Origin of the sequence: Corynebacterium jeikeium (assembly GCF_000738175.1) — a bacterium.
GTDB classification, from domain to species: domain Bacteria; phylum Actinomycetota; class Actinomycetes; order Mycobacteriales; family Mycobacteriaceae; genus Corynebacterium; species Corynebacterium jeikeium_C.
Genome location: NZ_JFCH01000030.1, coordinates 1 through 19,185, shown reverse-complemented (window position 1 = coordinate 19,185; position 19,185 = coordinate 1). Strand labels below are relative to the sequence as shown.

The window sequence follows — 19,185 nt, the reverse complement described above, 5'->3', positions numbered from 1 at the left end:
CACAGACTGTTGGAATATCGACTGGCTTGCTTCACAGCAGGTTAAAGAAAGCTGGTGTAATCGAAGTGCGGCCTAGACGCGCCCACTTGTCACCTGATGAACGTGCCCAGGCCGTGGAGCGAGTGCTTGCTGGTGAGAGCTGTCAGACAGTGGCTGATGCTATCGGTGTGCATCCTTCTACCGTGTATGGGTGGATAAGGAAGCAGCGGTATGCGAAGTTACGCCGGCAGCGACATCGTCGAACGCCTGATGAGGCGGTGGTGTCTTTGCCAGATACAGGCAAGAAGCTGGGTAAAGATTCTGTTATGCCAGCACCGATGAAAACTCAAGCCGTTGATGGATTTCCTAGCGGCGTATTCGACAAACACGCCTTAGTAGGGCGTGGTCGCAGGCTTACTGTTGAAGACCGTGTTGCTATTGAAGCGGGATGTCGTGTCGGTGATTCGGCACGAGCCATCGCGCAGAAAATAAATAGGCACCACAGTGTCGTCGCTCGTGAAATCACCCGTAATGGTTGGAAGATCGTCGATGAGGACGGCACAGAGCAGCTGCGGTATAACGCCCACAACGCTGCTGTTTCTACTGCTGGTCGGATGGTGCGGCCAAAACTACGCAAGCTCGATGAAAGCCCAACGCTTCGGGGTGTAGTAGTCGATTGCCTTGCCCGCAGGTGGTCACCTGGGCGCATTAGTGCATGGCTTGAGCATGCTTTCAGCGATGATGAAAGCATGCGTATTTCCCACGAAGCGATCTACAGTGCCTTATACATTCAAGGCAAAGGCAGCCTGCGAGCCGAGCTTGAAGAAGTCATGAAGACTAAAGACGTACTTATCCGCGGCGGCTCAACACGCAAGCGTCGTGCCCGAAACGCTGGCGTGTTAACCGGTCGCCCTTGGATCAAAGGTGCTGAGATCACCCACCGCAGCCCGGAAGCTGATGACAGGGCTATTCCCGGGCACTGGGAGGGCGACCTTGTTATTGGTAAAGGTGGCAAAAGCGCGCTGATTACCCTAGTAGAGCGCACCAGCCGTTACACCCTGCTTGGACACCTTCCCGATGAGCACAGTTCACACACCGTGGTCGCAACCCTGCAGGACATGGTCAAAGACCTCAACACCGAGCAGCTAAAGACCATCACATGGGACCAAGGCGCAGAAATGGCTGTCACAGCACAAGTCCAGATTAAAGACGGCTGCCAGGTGTTTTTCTGTGAACCGCACTCACCGTGGCAGAGACCAACCAACGAGAACACCAACGGCGAGATCAGGCGCAGGTTCTACAAAAAGGGCACCGACTTTGCCACCGTCACACCCGAACATGTCGCGTGGGCGCAAAATGAGCTCAACGAAACACCCCGACAAATCCTCGGCGGCGCAACCCCACGTGAAATACTTAACGAACTATTCAAGCGTGGCGCATCCACCGCTTGATTCCGCCGAACGTAAAAAGCAATCTCGCCGCAAACAAGAACTACGTGAGCAGCAGTCACTTCCAAGTAACGATGATGGAAGTGCAGCAGATGATCACCGGGCTGATAAGGAACATCGAGGATCTGCCCAACGGCCTGGAGGGGGTAAAAGGGTACCTAATCGAGATAAGCGAGCAGATGTCGCGTCTGACAAGGATGCAACAGCTGGTACTCAAAGCAGCCGAAAGCCCCATCCATCTCGACAAGGATTCCAGCCAAGCAGTAGCCCAGAGCCTGAACGCTCAGATGACTTCGAGCCTGACTTCTAGCCTGGAACCGCTGGTAGAAGTAGCTGTATCTGAGGCAATGTCGAAAGAGTCCGAAAGCCTGCACAAGGCAGCAGAAGCATCTAAGAAGGCTCGCAGCGCCCTGCTCCAGGAGAAGGAGTCCAACGAAAAGCTGCTGGAGAAGATACGTGCAGAGCGCAAAAAGTACAACGACGACATGGAAAAGTCGAACACGAACTTTATTAAGGCCTGCATGTCTGCCTCGTGGATTGCAGCCAGTGTTCTCTTCGTTGCTATCGCACTCGTTGCTGTCGGAGCCTTGGGGAACGGGCTGCTAAGTATGCTCGGCATACCCGACGGCGTGTCTGCCTTGTGGGGTCACGTCCAGGAGGCCAACGGCATCGGCCCAACACTGGGCTGGTTGGCGTTAACACTTATCGTCATAGGGGTTCTTATAGCGCTTATGACCTGGATGCTGTCCCAGGCTGCGCCGGGTATTGCTCACTTAGTCGAGGAATACCGTCGCAATCACCCGAGGAAAGAAACGAACCACTAACTAGAACACGTGCACCGTAAAAAGTAAAAATCCCCACAACACAGCGTAGCGGTTAACCGCTACGCTTCTTTTATGCTCTTCCTATGCCCCAACTTTGCAACAGCACCAATAAACTGGCGCCCCGGTTATAAGTTGGGGCGCCAAGTCGATGTGCTCGAGTCGGGGGATGTTAGTGGCCGGTGCCAAGCCGGCCAGACAGGCGGTTCAGCCGGTCCTGACTGGGACCGTCGAGCCCGATAATGGACACGGTTTTGCCTCTGTCCTGGAACTTCTGCGTAATCGCGTCAAAGGTCGCGACCGTGGAGGCATCCCAGATCTCCGCCTCAGTGAGATCAATAGTGATATGACGGGCAGAATCGGTGTAATCAAAGCGATAAACCAGGTCATTGCTTGATGCCCAAAACAACTGGCCATGCACCCGGTAGGTACGAGTATCAATCTCGCCATCGCCGTCGCCGTCGATCTCGGAGACCTTTTCAATGGAAGCGATATGTGCCATCCGACGGGCGAACATGATCATCGCGGTGACCACACCCAACACCACACCAATGGCCAGGTTGCTGGTGGCTAGGGTGGCAATAATCGTCACGGCCATAACAATGGTCTCAGAGACCGGCATGAGTTTAAGGGTGCGTGGATGCACCGAGTGCCAGTCGATGGTGCCGACCGAGACCATGATCATGATTGCCACCAGCGCAGCCATCGGGATCATGCCAACGATGTCGCCCAGTGCCAGGACCAGGACCAGCAGGAACACACCGGCTAACAGGGTGGATAGGCGGGTACGTGCCCCGGATTCGCGGACGTTGATCATGGTTTGACCGATCATCGCGCAGCCACCCATGCCGCCGAAGAAACCGGAGGCAATATTAGCCACCCCCTGTCCCCAGGATTCACGAGTTTTATCGGAATGAGTGTCGGTGATGTCATCGACGAGCTTGGCGGTCATCAACGATTCCATGAGACCGACCACGGCCATGGCCAGGGCATAAGGCGCGATGATCTGCAGGGTCTCCAACGTCCACGGCACGTTCGGAATAAACAGGGACGGTAAGGTCTCCGGCATCTTGCCCATGTCCGAGACCGTCGGGACAGTCAAACCGGCGGCAATGACCAAACCGGTGAGCACGATAATCGTGACCAGCGGGGCGGGGATCACACTGGTGAGCTTGGGGAAGAAAATCATGATCACCACACCCAAGCCGACGAGTGGGTAGACTATCCAAGGCACATCAATGAGGTGTTCGAGTTGGGCGGTGAAAATCATAATGCCCAGTGCATTGACGAAACCCAGCATCACCGATCGGGGGATAAAACGCTGAAGTTTCGCCACACCGAGGGCGCCGAGCACGATTTGTAGGACACCGCCCAACAGGACGGTGGCGATGAAATAATCCATCCCGTAACCACGCGCCACAGGAGCAATGACTAGGGCAATAGCCCCGGTGGCGCCGGTGATCATTGCCGGGCGGCCACCGGTAAAGGCGATCGCAATGGCCATGACTACCGAGGAAAACAGACCCATGGCTGGGTCAACACCGGCAAGGATGGAAAAGGCAATGGCCTCAGGGATCAGCGCCAGGGATACCGCCAGTCCGGCCAGAATCTCTATACGGATACGGGCGGGGGAAGAAAATGCGTAACGGAAGGATGCGATGATCCCGGTAGGGGCATCAGCGCCGTCTGGACTCAGGAGGGGGCGGGGGGCCGCCGTGCTAGTTTCAGTCATAGATGTCCAATCTTTGAGGGGATAGGTAACTGGGCGAACGCCCGAAAGGAATCCAACCCTCTAGTAACTTTAGGTTTGGTGATGGTGGTCATGGTAGCGGGAGTTTTACTCAACCGCCAACCCAGGCACAGGAACCCGTGGGCAACATCACCGTGAAGGAGAACAGGCAATGCAAAACAGTAATTTCAAGATCGGCGAGGTCGTTGACCGGACGGGGTTGTCGATTCCCACCTTGCGTTATTATGACAACGTCGGCCTGATTACCCCATCGGGGCGTAGCCCTGGTGGGTTCAGGCTTTATAGTGAGGCTGATGTACGTCGTGTTTTGCTGGTGCGACGGATGAAACCGCTGGGGTTTACTCTGGATCAGATGCGGGAGTTCCTGGAAGCTGCGGAGATTCTTCATAGTTCAGATGGCGGGCAGGACAGTGATACCGCACAGCAGGCACGGAGTAATGCCAAGGCCACCCTTGCCGACATTCGTGAGGAGACGCGCACCCGCTACGAAAAGCTACGCAAGCAAATTGCCTACGCTGAGGAATTCCTCGATCTGGTCAACACCCTGGCACCCTAAACCGCCCCCATCCTTCGCAGGGAGAAAAAGACCATCGTATTGAATGCGCTCTGTCGAATCGCGTTCCAGATGAAGTGGACGAACGCCCGCGGCCTCTCCGGAGTGGATGGCGATAGTACAGAGGACTTCTGAAATCCGTGCAGACGACTCCTCAAAACGACACAGTCATCCAAGGTCACAAAATCGAAAATTGTCACTTAACCCCATCACTTCCAAACCGGCTTACGTGACAAAATGCCATCGCTAAAGTCCCGATTTGAGTCCCAGGACGTGCGCCTTAAGAGAAATAACTAAAGCCCCTACCAGTGTTTCTCTGAACTGCTCCCCATTAGTTGGACTGAGAAATCAGTTACCGACTAGTGGGGAGTAGTTTTCATTGAGAGCACGAAGTTCGCTAAGTGAGCATCAGCGCGAGCAGTTGGTTGAACTATTTGAGCAAGGCATGGGTTATACAGCCGCTGCCAATGCCCTTGGTGTCTCCAAGTATGCCGCCCGTATGCTCTGTCGTCGGTTTAAGCTGCATGGCAGGCTATGTCTTGTGGAGAAACCGATTAAGCAGCAGTACTCGTTCGAGGTCAAGAAGGAAGTTGTCCAACGCTATCTTGCCGGCGAGACAAAGATGGATCTTGCGCGTGAGTTTGGCCTGTCGTCAGATCAGCTGGTCAGCTATTGGTCGCGGCAATGGCGTAACGGTGGCGATGAGGCGTTGAAACCGAAGCCGAAGGGCAGACCCAAAGGCTCGGCTGTGCCAAAGCCGCTGACCGAAGAGGAAAAGCTACGGCGCCGGATCGCGCGATTGGAAGCGGAAAACGCTTATCTAAAAAAATTGCGGGACTTGAGGAATCAGGGACGCGCCTGAAAGTCCAGGCGATTGTCATCCTCAAGTCGCACCACCGCTTGGAGTACCTCCTAGAGGCAGCAGGTATCCCACGGTCGACGTTCTTCTACCACCAGAAACGCCTCAGTAAGCCAGATAAGCACGCCGAGCTCAAAGACGCGATCCGGGCAAGTTTTGAACGTAACAAGCATCGCTACGGCTATCGACGAGTGCTACTTGACCTGCGTAACCAGGGGTGGGTGGTCAACCACAAACTCGTCTACAAACTCATGCGTGAGATGGGCATTCGAGCCAAGATCCGCCAACGTAGACCTTATGTTTCCTACACCGGGACGATCAGCCACATCGCTGACAACAAACTTGACCGCAAGTTCACCCCGGATCAGCCAAACACCGTCTTTGTCAGCGACGTCACCGAGTTCAGGGTCCAAGGCCGCAAAGTGTATTTGTCGCCGGTGATGGACCTGTTCGACCGCTCAATCGTCGCCCACACCGTGGCTACATCACCGTCGACAGCGTTGACCACCGATTCTTTGTCCAAGGCGATCGCGGCGAGTGCGCCTGAACCCGGGTGGATGATGCACACTGACCAAGGTTTCCAGTACCAGCATGCCTCGTGGCGTGATCTGATCGGCGACAACGGTGGTGTTCAGTCGATGTCGCGTAAAGCCAACTGTTACGACAACGCGGTCATGGAGAACTTCTTCGGGCACGTGAAAACCGAGATGTACCACGGTGAAGTCTTCGACACTGTCGCAGACTTCAAGCAAGCAATCGACGAATACATCCAGTGGTACAACACCGAACGCGTCCAACAACGACTCAAGGGCCTGACCCCGATGCAATATCGGAATCAGACCCTTGAAGCCCTAACCGCCTAGAATTAAACCAGTCCAACTTTCGGGGGCCAGTTCACTCCTGGTAGGGGCTTGGAAGTTGGTAGCGGGGGCAGGATTCGAACCTACGACCTCTGGGTTCTCTGTATTAAGTGCGCACTACTTGAAACTATCTCTGGCAACAATACAGTTCGCCACTGCAGCAGACCCCTGAGTGAAGTACCCACCCCCTCCAGAAACAATTAACCCAATATAAAGGTATATACCGGCCACCAACCCATTTTAGAAATCATCACGATCGCAAGTACGTTTCAATCCAATTAAGTACCGTAATTCGTGACAGATCTCCAATTCGCTACATCGGCGATGGTTCACAATATCTCCCCAAGGCGTCCGAAAAGCGTTTCACCGCAATCTCATTTCAGGTGGAGCAACCCTTGAACGAAGACTCGACAACTGCAGGCAGTCGCTTGAGCGCACCTATCCCTAATAGGCCAAGCAAACCGCTTCTTTTCTCCCCAGGGAGGGAAGCAAGCGACTGATAAATCCCCTTTTCCACTAATCGTTTTACATCGACCATCAGCCACAAGAAATCCCGAAGCTACTACAAAGGTTAACAAGCAAAAGACAATCGTCACAATACGACCATCATGCACCTAACAAAGTGCCGGTACGACGTCACCTAAGTCATATTCAAAACTAAGGAGCGTCACTAACCGGCCTCCCCATCACACGCTCGCCGAGTAGCGATTTAAACCTATCAACACTACTTTATTGACCGGGCCACCATGCCACAAACTCGATAATTTTTCTTGTAAAGCCTAGCGCAGGTTCGACAAAATGAAAACCTACCACGGCAGAATATTGTAAGAAAAAACTGGCATTAGCCCAAAGAATCTAGTTTCTCATTTAATAAATTATTCCTCTCTTTTAGCTCAGAAATTTCGTTACGCAACTCGTCTATGTCGGCCCGATACAAGGCAATCCTCTCGTCGACCTGCTCCTTGTCCCATCGGGGCTTAATATGTTTAGTACAGTTTTTATCCGAAGCTACAATATCAACTATCATTGCCCTCTCAGACTTAGACCGGATTTCTTTATCGCCTAGATTACGTAATTGTTTAGCAATTTTTGGGTCATCACAAAGCTCAATTACCCGCGCATATCCGAACACCTTTAATCGTGTTCGAAGTGGGTAGTTAATGAAGAATAATGCTACTCGCCCATCTCGGTCGATGTTGCCTGTACTCACATACTGGTTGTTCCCCATAAACTCTAACCACCCTATAGTCCTGTCATCCAGAACGTGCACAAAGCCCTTTGGACCACCTCTATGCTGGACATAAGGCCAACCTGCACCAGTTACCGTAGACAGGAAGAAAGAGTCAGCCTGCTGTATCAACTTCCGGTCTGCGGGTTCAAACTCAAATCTCCCTACTCGCTCCGGAAGTGTTGTTCCTACGGAGCCTTGACGTCGGCGAACAAACGAATCGTAGGCGAGTTGTTCATAAGTGACTGCGTCTGCCCCCTCATGCGTAGCCCCTTCGTTAGATTCCGCTTCCTTAGCATCCATGTCTTTCATACTAGCGGGTAACGGGTGAAGCGTACTGAGTTTGGTCCCGTTCGCATCCAGGGAAGGATAGGAAACTAACGTAAAACTTTTGCCCTAATCTCGCCGCCTAGGCGTGCCCCTTAGCCGAGGAGGGCAAGGAGCTTGAAGGTTACTCATGGTGGCCAACTGTCGAGTAGACCAAGCGGAGCTTGAGGATTGTCGCCCACACTAACTCCGGTTGCATGCATTACTGCACCGTCTGAGCACAAGGAGTTCTCGACTGACGGACTTCGACGGATATGTTGGAAGACAAGTAGCGAAGCGGGGTAGATGAATTCCTTGAGATTGTGTTGGCTTTTTCGCAGTGGAGGTCGAACACCGCACGCGGAAATAGTCGATTGTATCGATACCTAGCGGAATCGCTTCAAAGCGAGGCAAATGGCCGCACGTTGAATGCGGCGTTAGATTGTTGGTTGTCTCTTTTCAAAGGGACCGTGTGCCAATATCTCAGCTAGCGCGAGAGTACCAAAGGCAAAAATCAATAATTTCATAGTACGTGGTTCGACTCGCGCCTTCGCCATCCCCAGCCCCCCGTTTTGCTATATTCCTCATCAAGATCCGACTCATCTGCTTCGCCCATATCACCGTCGGGCTTAATCACCACCCCCTCGTTGTACTGCTAGTATCTGGCGAGCAAACTTTTGCTCTCAGCCTCGCATTCCCCGCGTGAGCGTGGCCTCGTGGACCTTCAGTTTGTCCGACGTATCCGTAAAACTTCACTGTCGGGTCACCGGGTTGCGCGCAGCTACACAAACTACGCTCATGCCCTTAAACAGTAAATACATCACCACAAAATGAATGAAGAAAACGGTGCCGATAATCCACATGTAGAGCCGCAACGCCCCCAGCGCCCCTCACCGACAATCAGCAAGACAGCTGTCCCGATGGCACCTATCTTTCTTCCCTCCCCAGGACACGATAGGACGTCATCACCCTGGCTTTCCTCAACAATCGCGATACTGACAATTTCATCATTGCCGATTCAATGGAGTTAACTAAGAGTACCGGAGTGACATAGCGCAAATACGCTCTTTGCAACGACCACCAGGAACTGCTCCAGCGAGACGAACAGCGCGGATGAGGGATTGGCGCTCTCCACGACGGCTCCGGTCAAGAAGCCCGGCTGCGAGGCCTCGAACTCGAAGCCCGCACAATCCAGAACAGAGAACCAGATAATCGGCACAATTCTCGGTAAGGCGATGACGCCTCCGATGAATTCGTGGACTTTCCGAACGCGAGAAATGGGCACCACAAACATGCCCGCGAACGGCGACCAGCAAATGGTTCACCCTAGTAGAGCACCGTACACGCAGCCCCCTTCCCAATTCGGACTGACATCGTAGCCGTCGGTGCAGAACATAATCCTCGTCAGCGTATCCATGCTCATACCAGCCGTGTCGACGGTTTAGGGCAACTGCGGCAACGTCGAGCCCCTAGGCAGGTAGAAACTGGTGAGAACATCACCACCCTAAAGTTTGTGCCTACGAATCACAAACTTCAAATGAGGCATCACGCTAAAGGTCAAACGCCTGTGCCCCGTGGCAGACTCGTCGAAGCTGCTACCCCAGCTTCTTACCTTCAGAAGTCACAGCGCCAGAGATATAAGGAAGCATTGATTAGATATACTACGTGCATGGTTCGAAGGAAGGTAATGAGGTCAGCTTCCGCGATTCTGAGTGTCGGAACGCTTCTACTTTCAGGATGTACCTCGAGCTTTGATAAGGCTCAGACAACTACACTGACGGTCTTCGCCGCAGCATCCCTGGCTGAGGTCTACGGAGCAATAGGAAAGGAATTCGAGGCTGCTAACCCAGGAGTTGACCTCCAATTTGAGTTTGCTGGATCACAAACCCTAGTGGAGCAGTTAGTAAACGGTGCGGATGCTGATTTATTAGCAACTGCAGATGCCATTACCATGGATCGCGCTGTGGATGGTGGTGTTGTGAGCGGCAGACCAATCCCTTTCGCTGAAAACATACTGACTATCGCGGTCGAGCCAGGTAACCCACTTGATATCTCGGAGCTCGTATCTTTAACAAATCCCGACGTCGCAGTCGTTGTCTGCGCCAAGGGAGTGCCGTGCGGTAACGCTACCGAAACAGCTACAGAAGCCGCCGGAGTGATTCTGAGACCAGTCTCTGAGGAACAGAAGGTTACTGACGTACTTGGAAAGGTTTCCTCAGGACAAGCGGACGCTGGCCTAGTGTACCGCACAGATATTGCCACCGCGAATGGCGCGGTGGAGGCAGTAGATTTCCCAGAAGCAAACCGAGCAGTCAATAGCTACTTCATCAATACCGTCACTGGCACCCCGAGATCTCGGGATGCCAAGCGGTTCATCGAATTCATGTCCACCGCGGATGCACAGGAAATTCTCTCGGATGCAGGCTTCCAACCGGCGGAAAAATCATAGGGCCATCACAGTGTCCCCTAGAACACCACGAATTGTCCCCCGCTGGCTATTCGTACCAGCGGGGTTAGGAATAATCTTTTTACTCCTCCCCATTATCGGACTGATATCCCAAATCTCTTGGAGTAATTTTCCAGCCCTGATCTTCGCCGACACTGCTATCGATGCTCTCCGGTTATCAATCCGCACCTCTGCAACCGCCACCGCAATTGTTGTTGCCATCGGCATTCCACTGAGCATGATTCTGGCTTGGACCGATTTCCCGGGCAAGAAGCTCCTACGCGCGCTCCTGCTCTTACCTCTTGTGCTGCCACCAGTAGTGAGCGGTATTGCACTCCTTCAGGCTTTTGGACGGCGTGGCCTCATTGGCTCCCAATTTGAAGCCTTTGGAATAGAAATCGCTTTTACTACAGTTGCGGTGGTCATATCCCAGGTTTTTATTTCGCTCCCATTCATGGTGGTGACACTCGAAGGGGCACTAAATACAGCAGGGAGAAGCTACCAAACCGTGGCAATGAGCCTCGGTGCTTCCCCAACCCGAACCTTATGGCGCGTGAGCGTGCCGATGATGACTCCTGCAATTATGTCGGGAGGCATACTTGCATTCGCCCGAAGCTTGGGAGAATTTGGCGCAACCAGCATCTTTGCAGGTTCCCGCCAAGGTGTAACCCGAACCTTACCCGTTGAGATCTACCTTCAACGAGAAATTGATCCCGACTCGGCAATTGCTCTATCCCTGCTGCTTATCATATCTTCCATTGTCATCGTCGGAGCGGTATACGGGAGGGTACGCAAATGACAGAGGCAACAGAGTTGTTAGAGTTCGATGTATCGATCCCCTCAAGAAAGTTCGACATCGCCTTTGAGCTTCCAATGGGGCGAGTACTTGGAATCATCGGCCCCAATGGAGCTGGCAAGTCCACCATAGCTGGAGCACTAGCAGGCACTGTCGTCCCGACCAGCGGTCGCATCAGTGTCCGAGATAGAGTCTTGACCGATACCGCCACCGGAACATACGTTCCAATACACCAAAGAAAAGTCGGACTACTAGCACAGGACCCACTGCTGTTCCCGCACCTATCAGTCATAGACAACCTGACTTTCGCCCCTAAAAGCCAAGGGAGCCCGGACGCTCAAAAAGTCGCCGAGCATTGGCTGAGAAAACTCGAACTCGAGCCCCTATCCCACCGCAAACCACACGAACTTTCCGGCGGTCAGGCACAGCGAGTCGCCCTCGGTCGAGCTTTCGCCGGCTCGCCGGACATACTGTGCCTAGACGAGCCCTTCCGCGCATTAGATATCACCGTCGCTGCAGATATGCGTGCCCTTCTCTACCCGCTGTTGCACAAAATGACAGTTCTCCTGATTACCCATGATGTCCTCGATATCATGTACCTCGCAGATGATGTAGCAGTCATTGAACACGGACGCCTCGTGCGACTTGGAACTACCGACGACGTCATTGAGAAACCCCTCGACAAATTCACAGCTCGATTCTCTGGTACCAACATCATCAAAGGACGAAGCATCGGAAACGAAACACTTCGCAGTGGATCCGGGGAAATACTCGTCACAGGAAAGCCTGGCCACAAAATTCCCGCTGGACAACGAGCAATCGCTAGCTTCCGCCCTACCGCAGTGAGTATCCTCACGGACCACACGGATGAAAACATGAGAAATCAATGGCCAGCAACAATAAAAGGGCTCGAACAGGGAGCTGGAACAATCACCGTCATCTGCGATGTGAAGGGAGATTCCATCCGGGCAGAAATAAGTCCTGCATCCGCAGCGCAACTTTCACTCGTTACTGGCAATGCCATCATCGTCGCAGTCAAAGCACAAGAGATAGAACTTTACCCAGCACATTAGGGGAAAGACGCTACAGGATAATCGCTGTACTAATGTCGTTGCCATGGCACACAACCCCGACTACCCGCTGGCAGACATCTCGGCAATTATCATCACTGTCTCCGACCGCTCATTCGCAGGCCGTCAAGAGGACAAGTCTGGGCCTAGAGCCGTCGAAACACTGATCAAGGCGGGATTCACTCGACCACAGGTGCGTGTCATACCGGACGGCATAGAATCAGTACGAGATGCACTAAAGCAAGCTATTGCAGACGGCTACAGGTTGATTGTGACAACCGGCGGCACTGGCATCGGACCTCGGGATTTAACCCCCGAAGCTACTGCCACCGTTATTGCAACTCGCATCCCTGGCATCGAGAACCAGATTCTTCACCACGGTCTGTCTTCCACCCCCACAGCTGGGTTGTCCCGACCCGTCATAGGGCTCAGCGACCGCAGCAGTAAAGCAGCACTCATCATTAATGCTCCAGGCTCTACTGGTGGCGTTACTGACACACTCGACGTCATAACACCACTTTGCGGCCATATCTTTAGCCAGCTTGCCGGGGGCAAGCACTAGGGGAATACGAGCATAATGAATCGTCTCGTATTTGTGGAGTCCATCCAAATGACTTCATCTTCCGTGCGGGGCGGCTAATCCTCGCGAACCCAAGTACCCGAACGGCCGCCAGTCTTCCTAACTATCTTTGCTTCCCTAATTGTCACCGTACGGTCTACGCTTTTCACCATATCCACGATGGCTAACGCAACCGCACTCACGCCCACCAATGCTTCCATTTCAACGCCTGTCCGGTCGGCGGTAGTCACCTCGACCGAAATGAGTATCTCACTTTCGGTAACGTCAATTTCAACTTGTGCCCCTTGCACACTTATGACATGAGCAAGGGGAAGCAAATCCGGAGTTTTCTTAATTGCCTGAATTCCGGCGATCCTTGCCACAGCAAGTACATCCCCCTTGGGAACTTCCCCACTTCGAATCGCTGCGAGGACTTCCGGTGATACATCTACTATTCCGGTAGCTGTTGCGGTTCGGATAGTCGGCTGCTTAGCGGCCACATTGACCATGTGTGCCTCTCCCGCCGAAGTCAGGTGCGTGAACCTCATTTTCCCTCCAAGATTATCGCGTCCACAATCATGCCCGGTTTCACTTGCGTAACTTCTAGCGGAATCAGCGCCAAGGCGTCGGCCCGATGAAGGCTAGCTATGGCGTGCGATGCCGAGCCCAATGCATGAGATGGCACCGCCTTCGGTACCAGACATACAGGCATAACCTGTGCTTTTCCCTGGTGCGACACCCAGCCCGTACCGACTTCTACAGGCTGGGTTGAAAGCATGCCCGGACCTCCCGACAACGCGGAGAGAAACGGCCGAACAAAAACATGGAAACTCGTAAACGCACTGACAGGATTTCCCGGAAGCCCGATAATCGGTGTCCCATCTGCGGTACCGTACCCCTGCGGTTTTCCAGGTTGAATAGCAACCTTTACAAAGCTCATTCGAGGCGAATCAGCATCCTTGGTCTCTATTGACATAGCCTGCTTCACCACTTCGAAGGCTCCTGCAGACACACCGCCTGTGGTGAGAATTAAATCGGCGCACGAAGCAGCCTTGTAAAGTAGCGAAAGGAACTCATCTTCCCGGTCTACGCTGCGAGACTGCTGAACAATGTCCGCTCCCGCCTGTCTTACCAACGATGCCAGCATCGGGCCGTTGGAATCGGGAATATGCCCTAGATGTAACGATTCACCGGCCTCCGTTAGTTCGTCTCCAGTAACAATCACCGCTACGCGCGGGCGCCTATGAACCAACACCCTGGCAACACCAGCCGCGAGAACTCCCGCAAGAAGTGACGGAGTGACTCGCTCGCCGGCGGAAGCGACCATCTTTCCTCGTTCTATGTCATGCCCTCTAAAACGGATACTCGCTCCCTGCTCTACGTGTCCGGTAATTGTCACCTCCCGTGGTGCAGGTCCAGCACCCGGGGGTTGATCCGTGAGCTCTACAGGAACGACAGTATCCGCTCCGGAGGGCAGAACCGAGCCTGTCATGATTCTCATCGCGGTTCCTCCACGCAGCGCTCGAGGTACTGCCCCTGCCGGAATATCACCTGAAACTGGTAAGGTTACCGACCCTGTCGAGCTCTCAGCGAGAACCGCAATATCGCGGTAAGCCACTGCATAGCCGTCCATTGATGAGTTGTCGAAGGGCGGCACCGGAACCTCAGCTCGCACGGCTTCCGCTAAGCACTGCCCCACTGCTTCGCCGACCGACACCTCCTCAACTGGAGTAACCCTAACTAAGCGTTGCAAGCGGTTTGAGTACTCTTCAGGAGTCATCATAAAAATCGCCACACCTTAAAATCTGAAAACTTAACGTCGCCGACTGCGACACGGCCAATGAGTGGACTCCCACAACCTGTCAATAGCTTCATCGCTTCTCCGGCCATCAGGGAACCACACACTCCAACAGCAGGTCCGACGACCCCCATCGCGGCAGGGGTCGGAACAGCACCAGGTGGAGGCGGAGCAGCATGTAGGTCTCTAAGAGTCGTCGGTTTATTCGGACTAGCTGACCAGAATGTTGAGACCTGCCAAGTAGTCGCTGCGACCACCGCCCATACCAGAGGATGCCCAGACCCCGCACACCAATCGGCCACGGTGTATTTCGATTCGAAAGTGTCAGAACAATCGAGGACAATGTCGTAGCTTCCCGCAACTTGGTCCAGCAAATTTGGCATAGCCCAACCGTATTCCGCCACATCGACATCCGAGTTAAGTGCTTCAATGCTCCTACGCGCTGAGGAAGTCTTTGGCATTCCCAGTGCCGCCTCATTATGGATTATTTGGCGTGGTAGGTTACCGGTCTCGACGACATCAGCGTCGCACAGCCCAATGTGCCCAACCCCCATGCCAGCCAAGTAGCTCAGTACTGGGCTGGCAAGGCCACCAGCGCCCACGACAAGCACCCGGGCAGCAAGTAGTCTCGCCTGGCCTTCTTCCCCAATAACTGAGATTGTGCGTTGATGCCGCTCTCGCTCACGGGGAGATAGCGATCTAACGGGATTATGGAGTGCTAATGCCTTCTCACTAAGGCCTTTCACGGAAGACCACTCCAACTCGTAGAGCCGTTAGAAAACTGCTGGAGTTTCCAAATCGGGACGCGCGTTTTGATCTCTTCAACGATATCTAAACAGGCCGAGAACGCCTCAGCCCGATGCTCTGCAGAGACAATTGCAATGAAAGCATCATCCCCAACCTCCAAATCACCTACTCGATGAGCCACTACAACCTGGTGAACTTGGTCTCGCTTCGCAACGCCCTCGGCGATGTCCGCCAAAGCATCTTCGGCGAAAGGATGCGCTGAATACTGAATACCAGCTACGAGTTGTCCTCCATCGTGGTTTCGTACCACGCCGCGAAATACGACAGTTGCACCACAGCGCTCATCCTCAGCTAACTCTTCCAATGCTTGGGCATCAAGAGGCTGTATCGAAATAAATGCGTATGGCACTCTCCTATCCTCCCGCAAATGGAGGCAAAACATGGAGCTCTGATTGAGGCCCCACCAACGAATCCCGCCGAGCCCGCACACCATCAACAAGGAACGTGGAATGTTCCAAAACCCGTGCGAGCTCAGAGTTTTCCTGTCGCAGTGTGTTCAACACGGTTGAAAGAACGACTCTACCGTCAACCTGAATATCACGTTCCGAACACCCCGCCGCACTAGCGGCGGCCGCAAAGAATTCCACCTTCACGTTAATTTTCACCTCAAATCTCTCTTTTAAGAGTAAAATAGCTTTTCGTTTTCGATACGGCAGTCTCGGTACCCTTACCAACGTGCCGTACCGTTGCCAAAAGCACACCACTCGGACAGATCACTTCGATACCTACCCACCGATGGCTGACATCGTCCGCGACGGCGTCGCAAACCCGACTTGCTCGATACCGTGCTCACGAGGTTTCCCCCACATCGCCTGACGCCACACAGCAGCTATCTCACTATCAGTAGCGCCACCGCGCATTAGCTCCATCAAATCTGTTTCCCTTGTCGAGAAAAGGCACGAGCGAACCTTTCCATCAGCAGTGATGCGGGTACGCGAACACGCACCACAAAAAGGCTCAGACACCGACGAAATGAAGCCCACATCTCCATCTGGGAGACCTTTTCCCCTCACCGGGAAAACCTCAGCTGGTGCTGATCCTCGCTCGCGCGCAAGCCCCAACTCAAAACCAGCATCGGTCAACCTCTCTTTCACGGCAGCACTGGTCACTACAACTGATGGATCCCATTTCTCCGTGCCAATTGGCATGTTCTCGATGAAACGCAGCGACGCGCCAACACGCAAAGCATAAGACAAAAGCGCTGCCGGATCATCCTCATGATGCAAAACAGCATTGATTTTTACTGTCATGCCCGTGGAAATCGCCGCTTCAATTCCCCGCAGCACATCGAGTAGGCGATCCCTCCGAGTCAGTGCAGCGAATCGGGAGCGATTCACGGTGTCCAAAGAAATATTGACTCTGCTAAGCCCAGCTTCTCGCAGCTTCTCGGCGCGATGCGTAAGTGCAGTTGCGTTAGTCGTCAAGGCCAGAACTGGTTGAGGTTCCAATTCTGAAATCTCAGCAATAACCCCCTCAAGGTTCTTGCGTAGAAGCGGCTCACCACCAGTAAACCGTACCTTTGTTACGCCTAGGTCTCGAACTCCGATTTTCACCAACCGTACGACCTCGGAATCAGAGAGTAGGTTCGATGTAGGGAACCAATCCATACCGTCAGCAGGCATACAATAAGTACATCGGAGATTACACCGATCTGTCAGAGAGATACGCAAATCAGTCGCTACCCTACCGAATTTGTCCACAAGCTTCATCGAATAACCTCCAAATCTTGCATCTCATCTATGTACGCTTATGTACGCTCGCTCTTGAAATAGGTCAAGCCCTAATGGCGTATCTGGCTATCGTATCTGTGGCTATCTTTGGACTGTGTGTCATGGGTCAACTCGCGAACAGCAGGTGGTGATCATGTGGCGATTTCCCTGCTGCCAGTAGCAATGCCGTCGACAGCGTTGGCTGCGATGACCTGTTTGGTCTGGGCCAGACTAGTCAGCGAAATGTAACGTTTTGCTGTATCCACCCATCATGTTGTTCAGCCCGTTCCGCGCCAACAAGGCGAATGAAAGCAGCACGATCCGGGAAGATTCCCACGTTATTCGTGCATCGTCGAATCTTCCGATTGAGTCCAACAGCGGGGTATTCGACCAGATCTGGGCCACACTGCTGACGGCGCTGCCGTAATCGCCAGCGGGCCCGGCTCCGTACGCAGCTTAGAGATGGCTACGTCACAAACCCGACTCTGGTGTCAAGTTGGCCGCGGCAGTGTCCGTGACGGGTTTTAGTCCTTTCTGGCTATACGGTGGCGCACTTGCCGCCGCAGACGCTGTCAGCCTAAGTAGAGATAATCTGATTAATGAAATCTCCGGGCATTTGACGCGGCAAATCTGGGAAAATTTGGGGCAGTAAGCCTTGGGAATAGATAGTTGGATTGCCCTAAGGAAATTTCACGGCCACCGAAAGTGCGTTTCTTTCAAGAGTAGGTAGGAGTTGATTCGATAGTTACACGCAATGATCGCCCAATGCGCACGGTTGCGTCCCTTAGTGTGGTGTAACGCTTGCTGATGGTGGGTCCCGGAAAGTAGTGGGCGGCCACCGCCAGTTAGCCTTTCGACTCAACTACCACATCTCACCGAAAGGCCTATGACGATGACCGCTGCACCGTATTCTATCGACCCGACAACCTATCTGGATGATTTGCTGGCCCAAGCGTCTCCGGATTTGATGCGCCAGATGCTGCAAGGGTTTATCAACCAGATCCTCTCCGCCCAGGCTGACACCGTCTGCGGCGCCGAATACGGAGTTGTATCCACCGAGCGGGTCAACCACCGCAACGGGTATCGCCACCGCGACCTTGACACCCGTGTCGGCACGATCGACGTGGCGGTGCCGAAACTGCGCCACGGCGCGTTCTTCCCAGACTGGCTGTTAGAGCGCCGCTCACGAGCAGAACGAGCCTTATCGACTGTGATCGCCACGTGCTACCTTAAAGGGGTTTCCACCCGCAGGATGAATGATCTGGTGGCTACGCTTGGGATTTCCAGCATGTCGAAATCGCAAGTCTCACGCATGTCAGAAGAACTCGACGACATGGTCGCAGACTTCAAAAACCGCCCACTAGACCCCGGCGGGTACGCCTTTTTATCGTGCGATGCGCTCACGATCAAAGTCCGTGAAGGCGGCCGGGTGGTCAAATGCTCAGTGCTGCTTGCCACCGGAGTCAACGCCGACGGGTATCGCGAAATGCTCGGCATGCACGTCGCCACCGCGGAATCCAACGCGTCGTGGAAAGGCTTCTTCCAGGACTTAAAAGCCCGCGGACTTACTGGGGTATTCCTTATCACAAGTGATGCCCACGAAGGCATCCAGCACGCCATTTCCGAAGTGCTGCCCAATGCGTCGTGGCAGCGGTGCCGCACCCATTTCGCGAAGAACCTCTACGAAAAGGTCCCGAAAACACAATGGCCGATGGTCTCTGCGATGTTCCAGACAATCTTCCAGCAACCTGACGCCACATCCACTTGGGCTCAAGCCCGCGAAGTTGTCGACCTACTGGAGCCGAAATTCCCTCACGTCGCGGCGTATTTGGAGGAATCACTCGATGAAGTACTGGCGTTTACCGCAGCGCCGAAACCAGTCTGGACGAAGGTGTGGTCAAACAACCCCACAGAACGGTTAAACCGTGAGATCCGCCGGCGCACCGACGTCGTCGGCATTTTCCCAAACCGTGAATCCATCATCCGGCTTGTCGGTGCGGTCCTAGCCGAGCAACACGACGACTGGATCCAACAAAAACGCTACATGTCACTGACCGCACTCGAACACACCAAGCACCTCATGCACCACCCAGGAGAACATCGTGACGACCACCACCAGCTAACCGCCTAACCAAGCCCCGAACTTCATATCGAGCCGAAAGCACAAACGGCTACACCACTACACCGGACTTGACC

General features: G+C 53.7%; 17 protein-coding genes and 3 pseudogenes. 10 read left to right on the top strand and 10 right to left on the bottom strand.

All coding sequences use genetic code 11. The features are described from left to right. Positions 1-65: 65 nt before the first annotated feature. The 3 genes and pseudogenes from JQ46_RS11580 to JQ46_RS11470 all read left to right on the top strand — a co-directional run. Positions 66-155: pseudogene (locus JQ46_RS11580) on the top strand (hypothetical protein); the annotation flags it as partial. A gap of 55 nt (positions 156-210) precedes the next feature. Further along, positions 211-1,430 (top strand): annotated as a pseudogene (locus tag JQ46_RS11005) (IS30-like element IS1513 family transposase). Beyond that, a complete protein-coding gene (locus JQ46_RS11470; protein ID WP_237744733.1) occupies positions 1,427-2,251 on the top strand; it encodes a hypothetical protein in 825 nt (274 codons plus the stop codon). Before JQ46_RS11005 ends, JQ46_RS11470 begins: the two are co-directional and overlap by 4 nt. Positions 2,252-2,420: 169 nt before the next feature. On the opposite strand, the gene JQ46_RS05110 is transcribed toward JQ46_RS11470, so the two are convergent. After that, positions 2,421-3,980, bottom strand: coding sequence for a SulP family inorganic anion transporter (locus JQ46_RS05110; protein ID WP_034664651.1), 1,560 nt, complete (start codon positions 3,978-3,980; stop codon positions 2,421-2,423). A gap of 169 nt (positions 3,981-4,149) precedes the next feature. On the opposite strand from JQ46_RS05110, the gene JQ46_RS05105 reads away from it, so the two are divergent. Both JQ46_RS05105 and JQ46_RS11250 read left to right on the top strand, forming a co-directional pair. Continuing rightward, positions 4,150-4,554 (top strand): MerR family transcriptional regulator, encoded by a 405-nt coding sequence (locus JQ46_RS05105; RefSeq protein WP_034986068.1) that lies wholly within the window; start codon positions 4,150-4,152, stop codon positions 4,552-4,554. A 376-nt stretch (positions 4,555-4,930) separates the two neighbouring features. Continuing rightward, positions 4,931-6,273, top strand: a protein-coding gene (locus tag JQ46_RS11250) for an IS3 family transposase (protein WP_424648001.1) whose coding sequence is annotated in 2 segments (ribosomal slippage) — positions 4,931-5,372 and positions 5,372-6,273 — 1,344 coding nt in all. Because the reading frame shifts where the segments join, the coding sequence is not laid out codon by codon here. A gap of 838 nt (positions 6,274-7,111) precedes the next feature. Here the strand turns inward: JQ46_RS11250 and JQ46_RS05090 are convergent. Beyond that, positions 7,112-7,801 (bottom strand): pyridoxamine 5'-phosphate oxidase family protein, encoded by a 690-nt coding sequence (locus JQ46_RS05090; protein ID WP_011273981.1) that lies wholly within the window; start codon positions 7,799-7,801, stop codon positions 7,112-7,114. A 1,030-nt stretch (positions 7,802-8,831) separates the two neighbouring features. Beyond that, entirely contained in the window at positions 8,832-9,122 is a 291-nt protein-coding gene (locus tag JQ46_RS05085) for a BCCT family transporter (RefSeq protein WP_269763758.1), read from the bottom strand. 369 nt (positions 9,123-9,491) lie between these two features. Between JQ46_RS05085 and modA the strand changes: the two genes are divergently transcribed. Genes modA through JQ46_RS05065 form a run of 4 tightly spaced genes read left to right on the top strand, consistent with a single transcriptional unit; the run spans position 9,492 to position 12,678 of the window. Then, positions 9,492-10,253, top strand: coding sequence for a molybdate ABC transporter substrate-binding protein (gene modA, locus JQ46_RS05080; protein ID WP_034986063.1), 762 nt, complete (start codon positions 9,492-9,494; stop codon positions 10,251-10,253). Continuing rightward, positions 10,222-11,049 carry an ABC transporter permease gene (locus tag JQ46_RS05075; protein WP_049780517.1) on the top strand — a complete coding sequence of 276 codons (828 nt, stop codon included), beginning with the start codon at positions 10,222-10,224 and terminating at the stop codon, positions 11,047-11,049. The genes modA and JQ46_RS05075 overlap by 32 nt, the downstream gene beginning before the upstream one ends. Further along, positions 11,046-12,119, top strand: a complete 1,074-nt coding sequence (locus tag JQ46_RS05070; protein ID WP_011273989.1) for a sulfate/molybdate ABC transporter ATP-binding protein — start codon at positions 11,046-11,048, stop codon at positions 12,117-12,119. Before JQ46_RS05075 ends, JQ46_RS05070 begins: the two co-directional genes overlap by 4 nt. A 43-nt stretch (positions 12,120-12,162) precedes the next feature. Then, positions 12,163-12,678: a MogA/MoaB family molybdenum cofactor biosynthesis protein gene (locus tag JQ46_RS05065; protein ID WP_005293785.1), complete on the top strand. Its 516-nt coding sequence runs from the start codon at positions 12,163-12,165 to the stop codon at positions 12,676-12,678. Positions 12,679-12,752: 74 nt separating this feature from the next. On the opposite strand, the gene moaC is transcribed toward JQ46_RS05065, so the two are convergent. The 7 genes and pseudogenes from moaC to JQ46_RS11465 all read right to left on the bottom strand — a co-directional run. Next, positions 12,753-13,223: a cyclic pyranopterin monophosphate synthase MoaC gene (gene moaC, locus JQ46_RS05060; protein WP_005293787.1), complete on the bottom strand. Its 471-nt coding sequence runs from the start codon at positions 13,221-13,223 to the stop codon at positions 12,753-12,755. Beyond that, complete coding sequence (gene glp, locus JQ46_RS05055) at positions 13,220-14,458, bottom strand: gephyrin-like molybdotransferase Glp (RefSeq protein WP_011273990.1); 1,239 nt, start codon at positions 14,456-14,458, stop codon at positions 13,220-13,222. Before glp ends, moaC begins: the two co-directional genes overlap by 4 nt. Continuing rightward, positions 14,455-15,219: a HesA/MoeB/ThiF family protein gene (locus tag JQ46_RS11635; protein WP_011273991.1), complete on the bottom strand. Its 765-nt coding sequence runs from the start codon at positions 15,217-15,219 to the stop codon at positions 14,455-14,457. Before JQ46_RS11635 ends, glp begins: the two co-directional genes overlap by 4 nt. Continuing rightward, entirely contained in the window at positions 15,216-15,662 is a 447-nt protein-coding gene (locus JQ46_RS05050) for a molybdenum cofactor biosynthesis protein MoaE (RefSeq protein WP_011273992.1), read from the bottom strand. Before JQ46_RS05050 ends, JQ46_RS11635 begins: the two co-directional genes overlap by 4 nt. Next, positions 15,634-15,867: a MoaD/ThiS family protein gene (locus tag JQ46_RS11630; RefSeq protein WP_005293793.1), complete on the bottom strand. Its 234-nt coding sequence runs from the start codon at positions 15,865-15,867 to the stop codon at positions 15,634-15,636. The genes JQ46_RS05050 and JQ46_RS11630 overlap by 29 nt, the downstream gene beginning before the upstream one ends. A 138-nt stretch (positions 15,868-16,005) precedes the next feature. Next, positions 16,006-16,989, bottom strand: coding sequence for a GTP 3',8-cyclase MoaA (gene moaA, locus JQ46_RS05045; RefSeq protein ID WP_011273993.1), 984 nt, complete (start codon positions 16,987-16,989; stop codon positions 16,006-16,008). Between the two features lie 152 nt (positions 16,990-17,141). Beyond that, positions 17,142-17,423, bottom strand: a pseudogene (locus tag JQ46_RS11465) (transposase); the annotation flags it as partial. Positions 17,424-17,881: 458 nt separating this feature from the next. On the opposite strand from JQ46_RS11465, the gene JQ46_RS05040 reads away from it, so the two are divergent. Next, positions 17,882-19,120 (top strand): IS256-like element IS3506 family transposase, encoded by a 1,239-nt coding sequence (locus JQ46_RS05040; RefSeq protein WP_192817224.1) that lies wholly within the window; start codon positions 17,882-17,884, stop codon positions 19,118-19,120. Positions 19,121-19,185 lie beyond the last annotated feature (65 nt).

Coding starts and splice junctions, on each gene's coding strand:
- JQ46_RS05110 (WP_034664651.1), bottom strand. CDS start 3,980: ATGACTGAAACTAGCACGGCGGCCCCCCGCCCCCTCCTGAGTCCAGAC.
- JQ46_RS05065 (WP_005293785.1), top strand. CDS start 12,163: ATGGCACACAACCCCGACTACCCGCTGGCAGACATCTCGGCAATTATC.
- JQ46_RS05105 (WP_034986068.1), top strand. CDS start 4,150: ATGCAAAACAGTAATTTCAAGATCGGCGAGGTCGTTGACCGGACGGGG.
- JQ46_RS05050 (WP_011273992.1), bottom strand. CDS start 15,662: ATGTTTTGCCTCCATTTGCGGGAGGATAGGAGAGTGCCATACGCATTT.
- glp (WP_011273990.1), bottom strand. CDS start 14,458: ATGATGACTCCTGAAGAGTACTCAAACCGCTTGCAACGCTTAGTTAGG.
- JQ46_RS05070 (WP_011273989.1), top strand. CDS start 11,046: ATGACAGAGGCAACAGAGTTGTTAGAGTTCGATGTATCGATCCCCTCA.
- JQ46_RS05090 (WP_011273981.1), bottom strand. CDS start 7,801: ATGGATGCTAAGGAAGCGGAATCTAACGAAGGGGCTACGCATGAGGGG.
- moaA (WP_011273993.1), bottom strand. CDS start 16,989: ATGAAGCTTGTGGACAAATTCGGTAGGGTAGCGACTGATTTGCGTATC.
- moaC (WP_005293787.1), bottom strand. CDS start 13,223: ATGAGGTTCACGCACCTGACTTCGGCGGGAGAGGCACACATGGTCAAT.
- JQ46_RS05040 (WP_192817224.1), top strand. CDS start 17,882: ATGACCGCTGCACCGTATTCTATCGACCCGACAACCTATCTGGATGAT.
- JQ46_RS05075 (WP_049780517.1), top strand. CDS start 10,222: ATGCAGGCTTCCAACCGGCGGAAAAATCATAGGGCCATCACAGTGTCC.
- modA (WP_034986063.1), top strand. CDS start 9,492: ATGAGGTCAGCTTCCGCGATTCTGAGTGTCGGAACGCTTCTACTTTCA.